General features: G+C 60.9%; 17 protein-coding genes. 3 read left to right on the forward strand and 14 right to left on the reverse strand.

The features are described from left to right. The 11 genes from DUPY_RS02630 to DUPY_RS02680 form a co-directional block, all read right to left on the reverse strand. On the reverse strand, positions 1–319 hold a 319-nt coding region (locus DUPY_RS02630; RefSeq protein ID WP_141749397.1), incomplete at its 3' end, for a sigma-E factor negative regulatory protein. 73 nt (positions 320–392) lie between these two features. Further along, the gene (rpoE, locus tag DUPY_RS02635) at positions 393–995 is read right to left on the reverse strand and encodes an RNA polymerase sigma factor RpoE (protein ID WP_071651573.1); all 603 of its coding nucleotides are present in this window, start codon (positions 993–995) and stop codon (positions 393–395) included. Between the two features lie 71 nt (positions 996–1,066). Further along, positions 1,067–1,495, reverse strand: a complete 429-nt coding sequence (locus DUPY_RS27720; RefSeq protein WP_141749398.1) for a hypothetical protein — start codon at positions 1,493–1,495, stop codon at positions 1,067–1,069. Positions 1,496–1,689: 194 nt separating this feature from the next. Next, complete coding sequence (fabF, locus tag DUPY_RS02645) at positions 1,690–2,937, reverse strand: beta-ketoacyl-ACP synthase II (protein WP_070246144.1); 1,248 nt, start codon at positions 2,935–2,937, stop codon at positions 1,690–1,692. A gap of 30 nt (positions 2,938–2,967) precedes the next feature. Further along, complete coding sequence (acpP, locus tag DUPY_RS02650) at positions 2,968–3,207, reverse strand: acyl carrier protein (RefSeq protein WP_008449912.1); 240 nt, start codon at positions 3,205–3,207, stop codon at positions 2,968–2,970. Positions 3,208–3,340: 133 nt separating this feature from the next. Continuing rightward, a complete protein-coding gene (gene fabG / locus DUPY_RS02655; protein ID WP_070246146.1) occupies positions 3,341–4,099 on the reverse strand; it encodes a 3-oxoacyl-ACP reductase FabG in 759 nt (252 codons plus the stop codon). 48 nt (positions 4,100–4,147) lie between these two features. Then, positions 4,148–5,089, reverse strand: coding sequence for an ACP S-malonyltransferase (fabD, locus tag DUPY_RS02660; RefSeq protein WP_070246148.1), 942 nt, complete (start codon positions 5,087–5,089; stop codon positions 4,148–4,150). Between the two features lie 91 nt (positions 5,090–5,180). Continuing rightward, positions 5,181–6,185, reverse strand: coding sequence for a beta-ketoacyl-ACP synthase III (locus DUPY_RS02665; protein ID WP_070246149.1), 1,005 nt, complete (start codon positions 6,183–6,185; stop codon positions 5,181–5,183). A gap of 15 nt (positions 6,186–6,200) precedes the next feature. Continuing rightward, positions 6,201–7,304, reverse strand: a complete 1,104-nt coding sequence (gene plsX / locus DUPY_RS02670; protein WP_070246151.1) for a phosphate acyltransferase PlsX — start codon at positions 7,302–7,304, stop codon at positions 6,201–6,203. 179 nt (positions 7,305–7,483) lie between these two features. Then, on the reverse strand, positions 7,484–7,666 hold the full coding sequence (gene rpmF / locus DUPY_RS02675) for a 50S ribosomal protein L32 (protein WP_008449924.1): 183 nt from the start codon (positions 7,664–7,666) through the stop codon (positions 7,484–7,486). A 297-nt stretch (positions 7,667–7,963) separates the two neighbouring features. Next, on the reverse strand, positions 7,964–8,455 hold the full coding sequence (locus tag DUPY_RS02680) for a YceD family protein (protein ID WP_070246152.1): 492 nt from the start codon (positions 8,453–8,455) through the stop codon (positions 7,964–7,966). A 149-nt stretch (positions 8,456–8,604) separates the two neighbouring features. Between DUPY_RS02680 and DUPY_RS02685 the strand changes: the two genes are divergently transcribed. Continuing rightward, complete coding sequence (locus DUPY_RS02685; RefSeq protein ID WP_070246154.1) at positions 8,605–9,225, forward strand: Maf-like protein; 621 nt, start codon at positions 8,605–8,607, stop codon at positions 9,223–9,225. 14 nt (positions 9,226–9,239) lie between these two features. Then, on the forward strand, positions 9,240–9,977 hold the full coding sequence (locus DUPY_RS02690; RefSeq protein ID WP_070246156.1) for an SAM-dependent methyltransferase: 738 nt from the start codon (positions 9,240–9,242) through the stop codon (positions 9,975–9,977). A 176-nt stretch (positions 9,978–10,153) separates the two neighbouring features. Here the strand turns inward: DUPY_RS02690 and DUPY_RS02695 are convergent, their stop codons facing one another. Beyond that, positions 10,154–11,419, reverse strand: coding sequence for an EAL and HDOD domain-containing protein (locus tag DUPY_RS02695; RefSeq protein WP_070246157.1), 1,266 nt, complete (start codon positions 11,417–11,419; stop codon positions 10,154–10,156). Positions 11,420–11,525: 106 nt separating this feature from the next. Beyond that, positions 11,526–12,659, reverse strand: coding sequence for a 23S rRNA (adenine(2030)-N(6))-methyltransferase RlmJ (locus DUPY_RS02700; protein WP_229255218.1), 1,134 nt, complete (start codon positions 12,657–12,659; stop codon positions 11,526–11,528). Between the two features lie 220 nt (positions 12,660–12,879). On the opposite strand from DUPY_RS02700, the gene DUPY_RS02705 reads away from it, so the two are divergent. Continuing rightward, positions 12,880–13,080 carry a hypothetical protein gene (locus tag DUPY_RS02705; RefSeq protein ID WP_070246160.1) on the forward strand — a complete coding sequence of 67 codons (201 nt, stop codon included), beginning with the start codon at positions 12,880–12,882 and terminating at the stop codon, positions 13,078–13,080. 95 nt (positions 13,081–13,175) lie between these two features. Here DUPY_RS02705 and aceA read toward each other — a convergent pair whose 3' ends face one another. After that, positions 13,176–14,471: an isocitrate lyase gene (aceA, locus tag DUPY_RS02710; protein ID WP_070246162.1), complete on the reverse strand. Its 1,296-nt coding sequence runs from the start codon at positions 14,469–14,471 to the stop codon at positions 13,176–13,178. Positions 14,472–14,686 lie beyond the last annotated feature (215 nt).

Below are 14,686 nucleotides of genomic sequence, written 5' to 3' on the forward strand. Positions count from 1 at the left end.
CGGTGGCGGCGCTGGCAGCGGCACCGTTGGCGGCACCTGGAAACGGCGGCGCAGCGGCGTCATTCACGCCCGGGGTGAGTGGCGACAGTTCGTACGCGGCTTCGGCCGCCAGCCGCGCCGCCAGCGCCGCGTTGAACCCAGCGCTGAGCGCGCCCTGGGCGCTATCGCGCAACACGTCGCCGACCACGTGGTAGGCCTGCCAGGCCGCCCTGCCCTCGGCGGTTTGCAGCGCCGCGAAGGCAAGTTCCTGCTCGCTCTGGGCCAGCTCGCCATCTGCCAGCGCCGAGATATTTTCGTGCAGTCTTTTATGGGTATCCATCGCGTGCTCCGCCTGTCAATACATTGCCACCTTGGCCGACAAATTGCCGGGCGCCAATGCCATCATTCCTGCCTTACCAGCGCTTGTCAACCGGCATATCGAGCAGAGGCTTTAACTTTTCAGCGATGACTTCTCGGGCTCGGAAGATGCGGCTGCGGACCGTGCCGATGGGGCAAGCCATGATATCGGAAATCTCTTCGTAGCTCAGCCCTTCTATTTCGCGCAAGGCGATCGCAGTCCGTAAATCGAGCGGCAAGGCGTCCATGGCCGCGTTGACGGTCTGGGCAATTTGCTTGCTGGCCAACATGGATTCCGGCGTATTGATGTCGCGCAAATTATCGCCATCGTAAAAACCCTCGGCATGTTCGGCGTCGGTTTCCGTCGTCGTGGGCGTGCGCCTGCCCTGCGTCATCAGGAAATTCTTGGCCGTGTTAATCCCGATGCGATACAGCCACGTATAGAAGGCCGAGTCGCCGCGAAAATGCCGCAGCGCCCGATAGGCCTTGATAAATGTCTCTTGTACCACGTCTTCGGCTTCCACCGGGTCGTGCACGATACGCGACAGCAGGCGCATGAGGCGGCGCTGATACTTCGCCACCAACATATCGAATGCCTGCTTGTCGCCGGCCCGGACCCGGTCGACCAGCATCTGGTCACACTCACGTTCTGTCGTCACTCGGGCATTCCTCGGTAACCTGCAGCGTTGCCGGAACCCTTATGCTATAGAGTTAGCCCGCTGCAAGAAGTTCACAGTGTTGGCGTATTTATTTCGCTGCGCGCGGCGGCGGCCCGACAGGCCAGCGTCAACGCGCGCAACTCCGCCCCGCTTACGCAATCGGGCAATACCAGCACCGACCGCACGCCGCCGTCCGCACTACCTAAGCGCAGCAGCAGCAAGCCGCGCCACAGAGTCGAGTCGTCAAGCAGGCTCAGCAGCGCTCCCGATTGTTGGTATAGCGCAGTGCGGAATTGCCCGACTGCGGTTATATCAACCGCCATTGCAAAAGCGCTTGGTTGCCCACAGACATAGCCACAGATGGCAGCGACCACACACGCCAGCGGCGCCAGCACGCCAGGACAGGCAGCAGCGGACGCCAGCACGCAACAGCACAACCCGGCGTGCAGCAAACGCAAACCAGGCGAGGGACGAACGATGACGGACACCGCGATCGACATGACTGCAACACGGATAGAGACAACCAAAAATTTATACGGATGGGGAGCGATACAACTGGATGCGCCGGCGCGGGGCCGGGCAATTCAGGCGCTGGCGAATGCCAGCGCCTAATCCTCGCCCACCATGCTTTGACATGGCGGGCGCGGGATTAGTTCAACCGAAAGTTAAACTTTTTTACTACTTATTTGACGACTCAAATACGACCAAACACGAGGCTGCCGTTGGTACCGCCAAAGCCGAACGAGTTTTTGACTGCATACTCGATCTTCATGTCGCGGGCAACATTGGCGCAGAAGTCCAGGTCGCACGACGGATCCTGGTTGAAGATGTTGATGGTCGGTGGCGACACCTGGTGGTGCACCGCCAATACCGTAAACACCGCTTCCAGGCCGCCGGCGCCGCCCAGCAGGTGGCCGGTCATCGACTTGGTCGAGTTGACTACCAGCTTCTTGGCGTGGTCGCCGAAGGTGCGCTTGATGCCCTGCACTTCAGCCACGTCGCCTTGCGGCGTCGAGGTGCCGTGCGCGTTCACGTACTGCACCTGGTCCGGGTTGAGGCCGGCGTTGGCAAGCGCGGCTTGCGCCGACTTGCTGCCACCGCTGCCGTCTTCCAGGGGCGACGTCATGTGGTAAGCATCGGCGCTCATGCCGAAACCGACCAGCTCGGCGTAAATCTTGGCGCCGCGTGCCTTGGCGTGTTCGTACTCTTCCACGACCATCACGCCGGCGCCTTCGCCCAGCACGAAGCCGTCGCGGTCCGTATCCCAGGGACGGGACGCGGTGGCCGGGTCGTCGTTGCGCGAGGACAGGGCTTTTGCCGAAGCAAAGCCACCGAGACCCAGCGGCGAAACGGTCGACTCGGCGCCACCGGCGATCATCACGTCGGCATCGCCATACTCGATCATGCGAGCGGCGGCGCCGATGCAATGCAGGCCGGTGGTACAAGCGGTGACGATCGACAGATTAGGACCGCGCATGCCGTACTTGATCGACAGGTTGCCCGAAATCATATTGATAATCGAAGCTGGCACGAAGAACGGCGAGATCCGGCGCGGGCCGCGCTTGTCGTAGTCTTCCTTCTGCTCTTCGATCATCGGCAAGCCGCCGATGCCGGAACCGATGATCACACCGATACGATCGGCGTTGGCGTCGGTCACTTCGATACCCGAATCCTGCACCGCCTGGATGCCGGCCGCCATGCCGTAATGGATAAACGTATCCATGTGGCGCGCTTCCTTGGCCGAGATGTAGTCCTCGATATTGAAGCCTTTGACTTCACCGGCAAAACGGGTGCTGAAAGCTTGTGCGTCAAACTTGGTGATGGTGGCAATGCCGGATTTACCCTCGAGTGCCGCTGCCCAGGTCTCGGCAACATTGTTGCCGATCGGGGTAACGGCGCCCAGGCCGGTAATGACAACACGACGGTTTTTAGAACCTCTCAAGCGATTCTCCTAAAGTCGATCGGGCGGCTATTAGGCCTTGACGTGCGCAGTAGCGTAGTCGATGGCTTGCTGCACGGTGGTGATCTTTTCTGCTTGTTCGTCAGGGATTTCCATTTCGAACTCGTCTTCCAGGGCCATCACCAGTTCCACGGTGTCCAGGGAGTCAGCGCCCAGATCGTCAACGAACGAGGATTCGATTTTGATGTCTGCTTCTGCGACGCCCAGTTGTTCTGCGACGATTTTCTTAACGCGTTGTTCGATATCCGACATGTTATGGCTCCATTTGTTTGTTACGGAAAGCGCGCATTTTATCAGGTTTGCGCACTGAAAAACTAATTTCGGTGTTTGCTACGAGTTTCCCCATAAGTGCACCGAAATCGCTGGTAAAAGATGGGAATTCCCATCAGTTCATATACATACCGCCATTCACGTGCAACGTGGTGCCGGTAATATAAGCCGCTTGCGGCGATGCCAAAAAGGCGACCGCAGCGGCAATATCTTCAGGTTTGCCCAGGCGTCCGAGCGGGATTTGCGTGAGCAGCGCGGCGTGCTGGTCGTCGCCCAGCGACTTGGTCATGTCGGTGTCGATAAAGCCCGGCGCCACGCTGTTGACGGTGATGTTGCGGCTGCCGATTTCACGCGCCAGCGCGCGGCCCATGCCCTCCACGCCAGCCTTGGCGGCAGCGTAATTCATTTGGCCCGGGTTACCCGACGAGGCCACCACCGAGGTGATGTTGATGATGCGGCCAGCTTTCGCCTTCATCATGCCGCGCAACACGGCGCGCGACAGCCGGCCGACGGCGGACAGGTTGGTGGCGATCACGCTGTCCCACTCGTCGTCTTTCATGCGCATGGCCAGGTTGTCTTGGGTAATGCCGGCATTGTTGACCAGGATGGCGACCGCGCCGTACGTCTTGGTGATGTCGTCGACGACGGCGGCGCAGCGCTCGGCGTCGGTCACGTTCAGGACCAGGCCTTTGCCAGGCTCGGCGCCGACCTCTGCTGCCACTTCGGCCAGGTAGGCGGAGATCGCTTCAGCGCCGGCTTCGGTGGTGGCGGTGCCGATCACGCGCGCACCCTGGCGCGCCAGTTGCTGGGCGATGGCCTTGCCGATGCCGCGCGAGGCGCCAGTCACCAGCGCAACTTGATTTGCTAAATTCATGTATGTCCTTCGTGGTGGTACGTAACGATAGTGCCCTGCCCTGTGCTCTTATTTGAGCGAGGTCAAGATGCGCTCCAAAGAGGCCTGATCGGTGATGGCGTCGCCGACCAGGGTGGCGTCGATGCGCTTGGTCAAGCCCATCAGCACCTTGCCCGGACCGCATTCGATCACCTGGGTGATGCCTTGCGCGGCGACCTGCTGCATGGTTTCCACCCAGCGCACCGGTGCGGCAGCCTGGCGTACCAGCGCATCCTTGATCGCATCGACGTCGTTCAACACGGCGACGTCGACGTTGTTGATCAGCGGAATTTGCGGCGCCGAGAACGCCAGGTCGGCCAGGTAGGTGCGCAGGCGGTCCGAGGCGGGCTTCAACAGCGACGAGTGGAATGGCGCCGAGACCGGCAGTTTCATGGCGCGCTTGGCGCCCTTGGCCTTGGCGATATCGCAGGCGCGCTCGACAGCAGCGGTATGGCCGGCGATCACGACTTGCGCCGGGGCGTTGAAGTTGACGGCTTCCACCACCGAGTCCGACACGGCAGCGGTAGCTTCAGCACAGGCGGCGCGAACGTCGTCGTCCGACAAACCGAGCACGACAGCCATGGTACCGAGTCCGACCGGCACGGCTTCCTGCATCGCCTGGGCGCGGAAGCGCACCAGCGGCACGGCATCCTTGAACGAGATCACACCGGCAGCGACCAGCGCCGAGTATTCGCCCAGGCTGTGGCCGGCAACAATGGCTGGCGCCGGGCCGCCGGCAGCGATCCACGCGCGATACACCGCCACGGCAGCGGTGAGCATCACCGGCTGGGTATTGGTGGTGAGGTCGAGCTCTTCTTTCGGACCTTCGGCAATCAGCTTGCCCAGGTCAAAACCGAGCGCAGCCGAAGCTTCGGCGATGGTCTCTGCCACCACCGGGTTGCCGGCGAAGCCGTCGAGCATGGCAATCGCCTGCGAACCCTGGCCCGGGAATACAAATGCAAATTTAGTCATACGTCATCCATTCGAAGGGAATCTAATCTTGTCGCGTCTACGCTTGTAGCGGTTAGAACTCTAACTCTAATTCCGACCAGACAGGCGCAGCTTACAGCGTGTCCGGCAAGCCGCTCATGGTGGCCAGTACCGCGCCCCAGGTAAAGCCGCCGCCCACGCCTTCCATCATGACGTTGTGGCCGTTCTTGATGCGGCCGTCGCGCACGGCGGCGTCCAGCGCCAGCGGGATCGAGGCGGCCGACGTATTGCCGTGCTGATCGACGGTGACCACCATCTTGTCCAGCGGCAGGCCCATCTTCTTGGCAGTGCCATTCATGATGCGGATATTGGCCTGGTGCGGCACCAGCCAGTCGATCTGGGCGGCGGTCATGCCAGCCTTGTTCAGCGCTTCATGGGCGACTTTTTCCAGTACCGAAACGGCCAGCTTGAACACTGCCGGGCCATCCATGTACAGGTAGGCTTCGCCGGCGGTGGCGCCGCCAAACGAGTTGGGCATGCACAGGATGCCCGAGTGGCTGCCGTCCGCGTGCAGCGCGGTGGCCAGGATGCCAGGCTCGTCCGAGCCCGTCACCACCACGGCGCCGGCGCCGTCGCCAAACAGCACGCAGGTGGTGCGGTCGTTGAAATTGAGGATGCGCGAAAACACTTCCGAACCAATCACCAGCACGTTCTTGTGCACGCCTGCGCGGATGAACGCATCTGCGGTGGACAGCGCATACACGAAACCGCTGCAGACGGCCTGGACATCGACAGCCGCGCCGTTGTTGGTGATCCCGAGTTTTTGCTGGACGATGCAGGCGGTGCTGGGGAAGCTGCCGAAGAAGTCGGGGGTGGAGCTGGCAACGATGATCAGGTCGATATCGTTGGGCGCCAGGCGCGCCATTTCCAGCGCCTTCTTGGCGGCGTTGGCGGCCAGGTCCGACGATTTTTCGTCGGCGGCGGCAAAGTGGCGCGCCGAAATGCCGCTGCGGCTGACGATCCACTCGTCCGACGTTTCGATGCCCTTGGCGGCCAGTTGCGCAGCCAGGTCGGCGTTGGTCACGCGCTGGGCCGGCAAGTAGCTGCCGGTACCGATAATTTTGCTATACAAAGCCATGCAGTCTACCGTCCACTAAATAGTTGAGCCGGCGACTAGGCCGGCGGCGCTGGAGACAATCGCCGGAGCGGTTGCCACCTCGGGCGTTTCGGTGTTGCGCGGCATCAGCTCGGCGATCAGGGTCGAAATGTGCGGCAACACGTCGTTTTTGGCAGCATCATACGCGCGCTTGATCGCCCACTCAAAGGAATACGCGTCGGCGCCGCCATGGCTCTTGAACACCAGGCCGCGCAAACCGAGCAGGCTGGCGCCGTTATAGCGCGATGGCGACAGGCGGTTCTTGATGGCGGTGAGCGCGCCGCGACCGAGCAAGGCGCTGAGCATGGTCAGCGGTGTACGCTTGAATTCGGTTCTGACGGTGTCGGCGAAGAAGCGGGCCACGCCCTCGACTGCCTTGAGCGTGACGTTGCCGGTAAAGCCGTCGCACACCACCAGGTCGGTGGTGCCCTTGAAGATGTCGTTGCCTTCGACGTTACCGAAGAAGTTGAGCGCGCCGCGCTCGTGATCGAGCTGCAGCAACTTGCCGGTGGCCTTGACCACCTCGTTGCCCTTGATGTCCTCGGTGCCCACGTTGAGCAGGCCGATGGTCGGGCGTTCGATGTTTTCCATGGCCGACACCAGCACCGAGCCCATGATGGCGAACTGGTGCAAGTGATGCGGTTCGCAATCGACGTTGGCGCCCAGGTCGAGCATATAGGTCGGGCCGTTCTTCTGGTTCGGCATGATCGAGCAGATCGCCGGACGATCGACCCCGCTCATGGTCTTGAGCACGTAGCGGGCCACGGCCATCAGCGCGCCGGTATTGCCGGCCGAGACGGCAGCCTGGGCATTGCCGGACTTGACCTGCTCGATCGCCACGCGCATCGACGAATCTTTTTTGCGGCGCAGCGCCACTTCCAGCGGATCGTCCATGGTCACCTGCTCGGAAGCGTGGACGATGGACAGGCGCGGATGGGTGTCGGCGTGATGCTTTTTGAGTTCGGCGCGCAGGACGTCTTCGAGACCGATAAGGATCAGCTCGGCGTCTGGTTCGCGGTTGACGAAGGAGAGTGCTGCGGGGATGGTGACCGATGGACCGTGATCTCCGCCCATGCAGTCGATAGAAATTTTGATTGTCATTGTTTGGGTTCAGTACCACGCTCCAACCCTTGCGGGGCGAGCTGCGGCAAGCTGCGGACCTGTAACGGCCGCCGTATCAACATGACGGTGTGCAAAAGTGGTTTGCAGCCGATGAAAAAAGAAAAAGCGATGCTCAATAACTCAGCACCGCCTGTTTCCGTGTCCAGCAAAAGCGTCGATTACTCGTCGTTTTTGGTTTTCAGGACTTTGCGACCACGGTAGAAGCCGTTAGGGCTGATGTGGTGACGCAGGTGGGTTTCACCGGTGGTTGGCTCGATACCCAGTTGTGGAGCTACCAGGAAATCGTGCGAACGGTGCATACCGCGCTTCGAAGGGGACTTCTTGTTCTGTTGAACTGCCATGTTAATGACTCCTAATACATAAGTTCTAAAATTTTAACACAATCGATCAGCAAATACATGCGAATCGAGTATCCCGCCAGCAATACGGCCCGGCGACGTTAAATGCGGGTACTACCTTTACTACAACTTGCCAATACTCGATTACTGCACGCGCATGACACGTTCTTTATACGGAGGTTCGAGAAACCGTAGCGAGCGGCTTGCTGTCGTCTTGAGTAGCGGAGGCGTACGGCTGTACGCTGAGCAACGGAAAGGCGACAGCATGACGCGCAGTAGGTTTATCGAGCTTCCGAGACTTTACTTCAGGCCCTTGAGTGCTTCAAAGGGCGAGATCTTGGCGCTTTTCGCCTTGTCCAGCAGCGACGCATCGGGGCAGACCACGTGGCGCGGCGATTGCGGCAGGGCCAGCAATGCTTCGTCTTCCACCAGGTCCATCACCGGCATGCTGCGGGTGCCGACGATCACATCGATCGATTCGTCGGCAATTATTTCTTCGATTTCATCGGCTTCCTGATCATCCTTACCAAGCACCAGCACGGTCGACGAATCGAGGGTGTGGGCATAAGGCGTCAAGCACCGTTGGCAGACCAGTTGCACCGTGCCGGCAACCGACAGGGTCAACTGCGGGTAGCCCATCTTGCCGGCGCCGCCCTCTACCTTCCAGGTAATCTCGCCGGACGCGTCAGCGCAGTCCTTGGCCAGACGGGTCATTTGAGCAACAGGCGTTACGCCGTGTTCGCTGCCATTGTGACGACAAAAATCAAAAGCGTCGATGACCGTAGCATTCATTACAGAAAAATTCCCCGGAAAACCTGCGATAATAGCAGGGTTTTCACCCGCAAGTCAAAAGCTGCGTGCATTTCGCGCTTTTTTCAGGTTTTTAGTGTGCCCGGCGCGCATCAGCGAACGCCGGCGACAGAGCATATAACATTCCCCTTATGACATCAAGCCTGACATCAAGTTTACCGTTCCGCCTGGTCCTGGCCTCCAGCTCCGCCTATCGAAAAGAGTTGCTCTCGCGCCTGCAATTGCCATTCGAGGTGGCTGTTCCCGACATCGACGAAAGTCCGCTGCCCGGCGAAACGCCGAGCGCCACCGCAGTGCGGCTGGCGCGCGAGAAGGCTGCTGCGGTCGCTGCAAAACTGCCGGGCAGCATCGTGATCGGCTCCGACCAGGTCGCCACGCTCGGCGAGCAACAGATCGGCAAGCCAGGCAACCACGCCAACGCCCTGGCGCAGCTGCAAAAAATGCGCGGACGCGAAGTGATTTTTCATACAGCACTATGCGTGTGGGATGGCCGCGCCGAACATCCCGACAGCGCCGCCCAACTGGCCAACATCCAGACCCGCGTGACCTTCCGCGACCTGCCCGATGCCGAGCTCGACGCCTATCTGCGCATCGAGCAGCCGTACGACTGCGCCGGCAGCGCCAAGAACGAAGCGCTCGGCATCGCCATCCTCGAACGCATCGACAGCACCGACCCCACCGCCCTCACCGGCTTGCCTTTGATCGCCCTGACAGGCATGCTGCGCAATCTTGGTATTTCTTTTTTTAGATAGTTGAACACTGACCCATGCCCGGCACCTTATTTCTGATCCCGAATACCCTGGGCGAGACCGAAGCGCTCGCCTCTGTGCTGCCTGAACAGGTCCAGCACATCACCTCGCAACTCGATTATTTTGTGGCCGAGAACGCCAAAACCGCGCGCGCTTTCCTCAAGCTGGTCAACGCCAGCCACCCGCTGGCCAAACCGCTGCAGGAAATCACCATCTCGGAACTGAACGTCAACACGCCGCCAGCCGCGCTGGCCGGCCTGCTGGCGCCGCTGCTGGCCGGCCGCGATGGCGGCCTGGTGTCGGAGGCAGGCGTGCCGGCCGTGGCCGATCCCGGCGCCGACCTGGTGCGACTGGCGCATCAGCACGGCATCCCGGTGCGGCCGCTGGTGGGGCCGTCGTCGCTGCTGCTGGCCGTGATGGCGAGCGGCCTGAACGGCCAGAGTTTTGCTTTCAACGGTTACCTGCCTACCGATGCGGCGCAACGCACCGCCCGCATCAAGGAACTGGAAACGCGTTCGCGCAAGGAAAAGCAGACCCAGCTGTTCATCGAGACGCCGTATCGGAATACGGCCATGCTGGAAGCCCTGGTCGGCGCCTGTGCGCCAGGCACGCTGATTTGCGTGGCGACCGACCTCAGCCTGGCGACCGAGACGATCCGTACCCAGACCGGGGCGCAGTGGAAGAGTCAGCTGGGAGCCGGGAAAGCGCCGGAGTTTCACAAGAAGCCGACGGTGTTTTTGTTGCTGGGGCAGTGAGTCAAACTGGATTCCCGCCTGCGCGGGAATGACGGATCGACAGCCGTTGGTTTGACGTTAAACTGCGGTGCCGGATTCCCGACTGCGCGGGAATGACGGATCGACAGCCGTTGGTTTGACGTTAAACTGCGGCATTTGAGTCGTCATCCCCGCGCAGGCGGGGATCCAATGCAGCATCAAAACCCGCGCGAATACTCGGTCACCCACTCGATCGCCGCCAGCTGTATCGCATACAATTCGGCCGGCCTGACGGCAATCTGCTCGAGCATCTGCCCCAGCGCCACCGTATCGCGGCCGCGCTCGATATTCTCGATCAAGCTCAGCAGCAAGCCATACTCGCCGGCCCGCTCCAGCAGCGCCGTGCGCACCTCGTCGAGCACGTTCACGCTGTCGAGCAATTCCTGCATGTGAATCGAAAACAGCGTGTCCATCAGCGACATCACGCCCACCGTAAAGCCGATGTCGGCACTGATCCGCTCCCCCGGCCGCGTATGCTCGACCAGCAGTTCGATGGTCTTGCCGCGCGTGGTGGCCAGTTGCAGCAGTGGCGAGGTGAATTCCTGCGGGCCGCCACTTTTTACGTACAGCAAAATCTGCAGCCAGCGCCGCAATTGGCGCCGCCCCAGCACCATCAAGGCATGGCCCACCGAATTGATGCGGTAGCGCGTGCCCACCGCCGGGGTATTGACCAGCCGTAGCAAATTGAGGGTGATCAGGACATCATGCTTGACCATCGATTCGATTTCGTGGCTGCTGGCATCGGTATCGATCAGGTCCAGCAGGTGCAGCACGCTGCGCTGCGATGGCGAAATCTTTTTGCCGCTGAGGATGACGGGACGGGCAAAGTAATAGCCCTGGAAGTACTCGAAACCGAGATCCATGCACTGGCGGAACTCTTCCACCGTCTCAACTTTTTCGGCCAGCAGCTTCTGTCTGGGATTTTTAAGAACACGGGCCAATGCCGGCAAGGTGCCGGGCTTCATCTGCTTGATGTCGACCTTGATCACGTCGCACAGCGGCTGCAGCTTTTGCACGTCCTCGGTCTCGCCGATGACGTCATCGAGGGCGAAACGGAAACCGGCGCGCTTGAGTTCGCGTACGCGCTCGAGCACGGCCGGCGTGGCTTCCACGGTTTCGAGGATTTCAAGAATGACCTTGTCGTGCGGCAGAAAGCGGATGAAGTCGCTCATCAGGCCGACCTCATCGATATTGACAAAGGCCAGCTGGTCGCCCACCACGTGCTCCATGCCCAGCTCGGACGCGTGGGCGATCACCGTGGCGGTGGCGGCCGCGTCGTCGCGGAACTGCGCCGTGGTGGCGGTGTGGGCATCGCGGAACAGCAATTCGTAACCGACCAGCCGCTGGCCCCGGTTGAGGATGGGCTGGCGGGCCAGAAAGAAATTATCGGCAAGCCTCGATGGCAGCTCAGTAGCCGAAAGCATGAGATCTCCTCATTTCAACGACTGCAACGAGACGCCCACATGCAGTGGACGCCCACGAAACTCCACTATACCCGATGCTACCGAAATGACAACTCAAGACCCGTTCTTAGCGCGTACCGGAGCGGCGCGGACCGGTGTTGCGTGCAACAGCCGGCTGGTCGCTGCCGGCCGGTTTGGCGGCAGCCGGCTTGGCCGGGGCTGGGCGGGTGCCAGCGGGTTTGGCTGCCGGCGCGGCCTTGGCGCCGAATGCCGGCTTGGGACCAACACCAGGCTTGGCGTTGAACGGTGCGCTGGTGCTGGCGCCCGGACGGCCACCGGGACGACCGGTGCCGCCCGGACGACCGGCGGCAGTGCCCTCGCCCACGCCGGGACGCGCCAGTGGCGTGCGGGTGCGGATCGATTTGCCGACCGGCAGCGGTTTGCCGCTCTCGAGCGTGAAGCGGGCGCCGCTGTCCTTGCCCAGCGCCTTGACCAGCCACGGCATCACTTCCTTGAGCATCGGCTCAAGCGTGTACGGTGGATTGAGAATGAACATGCCGCTGCTGTGCAAGCCGAAACCGTCGGGCATCGGGGTGTGGGTGGTCAGCACCACGTTGAGCCAGTCGTTGCATTGGAGTTGCTTGAGCTTGTCGGCGAATTCGCGCGATTCCATCCGTTGCAGCAGCGGGTACCAGACCGCATAGGTGCCGCCCGGGAAGCGCAGCAGCGAATCGGCCAGCGTGTCCTTGACCTTTTTGTAGTCCTGCTTGTCTTCGTACGGCGGGTCGATCAGCACCAAGGCGCGGCGCGACGGCGGCGGCAGCAGCGCCTTGAGCGACTGGAAGCCATCGCCCTTGGTCACCAGCACGCGCTTGCCGCGCGTGGTCGGGCGAATGCCCTGCTGGGCGGCGTGCTCGTCGAGCTTGCGGAAGTTATCGGTCAACAGCTTGAAGTCGGCCGGGTGCAGCTCGAACAGGCGCAGGCGGTCGTGCTCGCGCGCCACCAGGTCGGCGATGAACGGCGAGCCCGGGTACTGGCGCATCTTGCCGCTCGGGTTCATGCCCTTGATCAGGTCAACGTATTCCCTGACCGGCGCCGGCATGTCCTTCAAGTCCCACAACGGGCCGATGCCGGTATCATATTCCGCATTCTTGGACGCGAAAGCGCCATCGAGCGCGTACACGCCGGCGCCCGAGTGGGTGTCGATATACGTGTAGGCGGTGTCTTTTTGATTCAGGTATTGCAGCATCTGGATGGTCACGAAATGCTTCAATACATCGGCGTGATTTCCCGCGTGAAAGGCGTGGCGGTAGCTGAACATGGTGGGGGACTTTCTAAATAGGTAATGCAGACTGGCCTGCGCAATCCCGCATTATCCACCAGAACCGGCGCCAGCCCCAAAAAGGGTTGCACCTCGTTTGCATCAAGGCGCCCTGTTCGGGCAAATCTAAGATGGCAAATCCACCAACGGGGAGGCAAACATGAAGATGACCATCGTGACCGACGACCAGGGCGAAATTTTGGGGGCGATACCGGGAGACACCGTGCCGGAGCACGTGATATTGAAGGAATTCCAGTCGCACGTGGTGGACGTGGCCGATGACACCGGCGCGATTACCGACGGCGAGCAATTGAAGAAGCGCCTGCAAGAAGCCTTGCAGGCGCAGCACGGCAAGCAATAACCCTTCTACCCCGCTTTTGGCGAAATGCAAGCGTCACTGCCTGGGGTCGGACCCTATCGGGTCCGACCCCGCTTGGCTGTGCGGGTTTTAAACTGTTATGCCACCTTCTTGTCGAAGAATTGCTCGTCCTCGGTGGAGCCGTGCAGCGCCGTGGTGGACGACTGGCCGTTCTGGATGGTCTGGGTGACGGCGTCGAAATAACCGGTACCGACTTCGCGCTGGTGCTTGACCGCCGTAAACCCCTTCTCGGCGGCAGCAAATTCCGCTTCCTGCAATTCCACGAAAGCCGTCATCTGGTTGCGGGCATAACCGTGCGCCAGGTTGAACATGCCGTAGTTCAGTGCATGGAAACCGGCCAGCGTGATGAACTGGAACTTGTAACCCATGGCGCCCAGTTCTTTCTGGAACTTGGCGATGGTGGCGTCGTCGAGGTTTTTCTTCCAGTTGAACGACGGCGAGCAGTTATAGGCCAGCATCTTGCCCGGGAACTTGGCGTGCACGGCATCGGCAAACTGCTTGGCAAAGGCCAGGTCCGGTTTGCCGGTTTCGCACCACACCAGGTCGGCGTACGGCGCATACGCCAGCGCGCGGGAAATGGCCTGTTCGATACCCGGCTTGACTTTATAGAAGCCTTCCACGGTGCGTTCGCCGGTGCAGAACGGACGGTCGTTTTCATCGACGTCGGACGTCAGGAGATCGGCCGCTTCGGCGTCGGTACGGGCGATCACCAGGGTGGAGGTGCCCATGACGTCCGCTGCCAGGCGCGCTGCCGTGAGTTTTTCCACGGCTTCGCGCGATGGCACCAGCACCTTGCCGCCCATGTGGCCGCATTTCTTGACCGAAGCGAGCTGGTCTTCAAAGTGGACGCCGGCGGCGCCTGCGTCGATCATCGACTTCATCAGTTCGTAGGCGTTGAGCACGCCGCCGAAACCGGCTTCGGCATCGGCCACGATCGGTGCGAAGTAATCGATGTCGTCCTTGCCTTCGGACCATTGAATCTGGTCGGCGCGCTGGAAGGTATTGTTAATCCGGCGCACGACCAGCGGCACCGAGTTGGCCGGATACAGCGACTGGTCCGGGTACATTTCGCCAGCCACGTTGGCGTCGCCCGCCACTTGCCAGCCCGACAGGTAGATCGCTTTCAGGCCGGCTTTGACTTGCTGCATGGCCTGGTTGCCGGTCAGCGCGCCCAGTGCGTTGACGAACGGTTCGTTGTTGACCAGGTCCCACAGTTTTTCGGCGCCGCGCTTGGCCAGCGTGTGCTCGATCTGCAGCGAGCCGCGCAGGCGCACCACGTCTTCCGCCGTGTAAGTACGGGTGACACCTTTCCAGCGCGGGTTGGTGTCCCAGTCTTGTTGCAGGGCGGCGATTTGCTGTTCACGAGTTGCCATGGTGGTTCTCCTCAGGTTGATTCAGTAAATGACAAAAGAATGCTGCGGCGTTGGAACTATAGTAGTCCTTTTTGTGCAGCGCACGAGCAGTCTTCTATAAGACATATAACTAAAATATATTCCTTATTAATCAATGAGATAAAAACCATCTTTCATGATACGGAAAGGCTTTTCTCAGCATGAAAGAAGTCGATGCTGCAAACTCACATGAAATT

The organism is Duganella phyllosphaerae (assembly GCF_001758785.1).
In the GTDB taxonomy this organism is placed as follows: Bacteria; Pseudomonadota; Gammaproteobacteria; order Burkholderiales; family Burkholderiaceae_D; genus Rugamonas; species Rugamonas phyllosphaerae.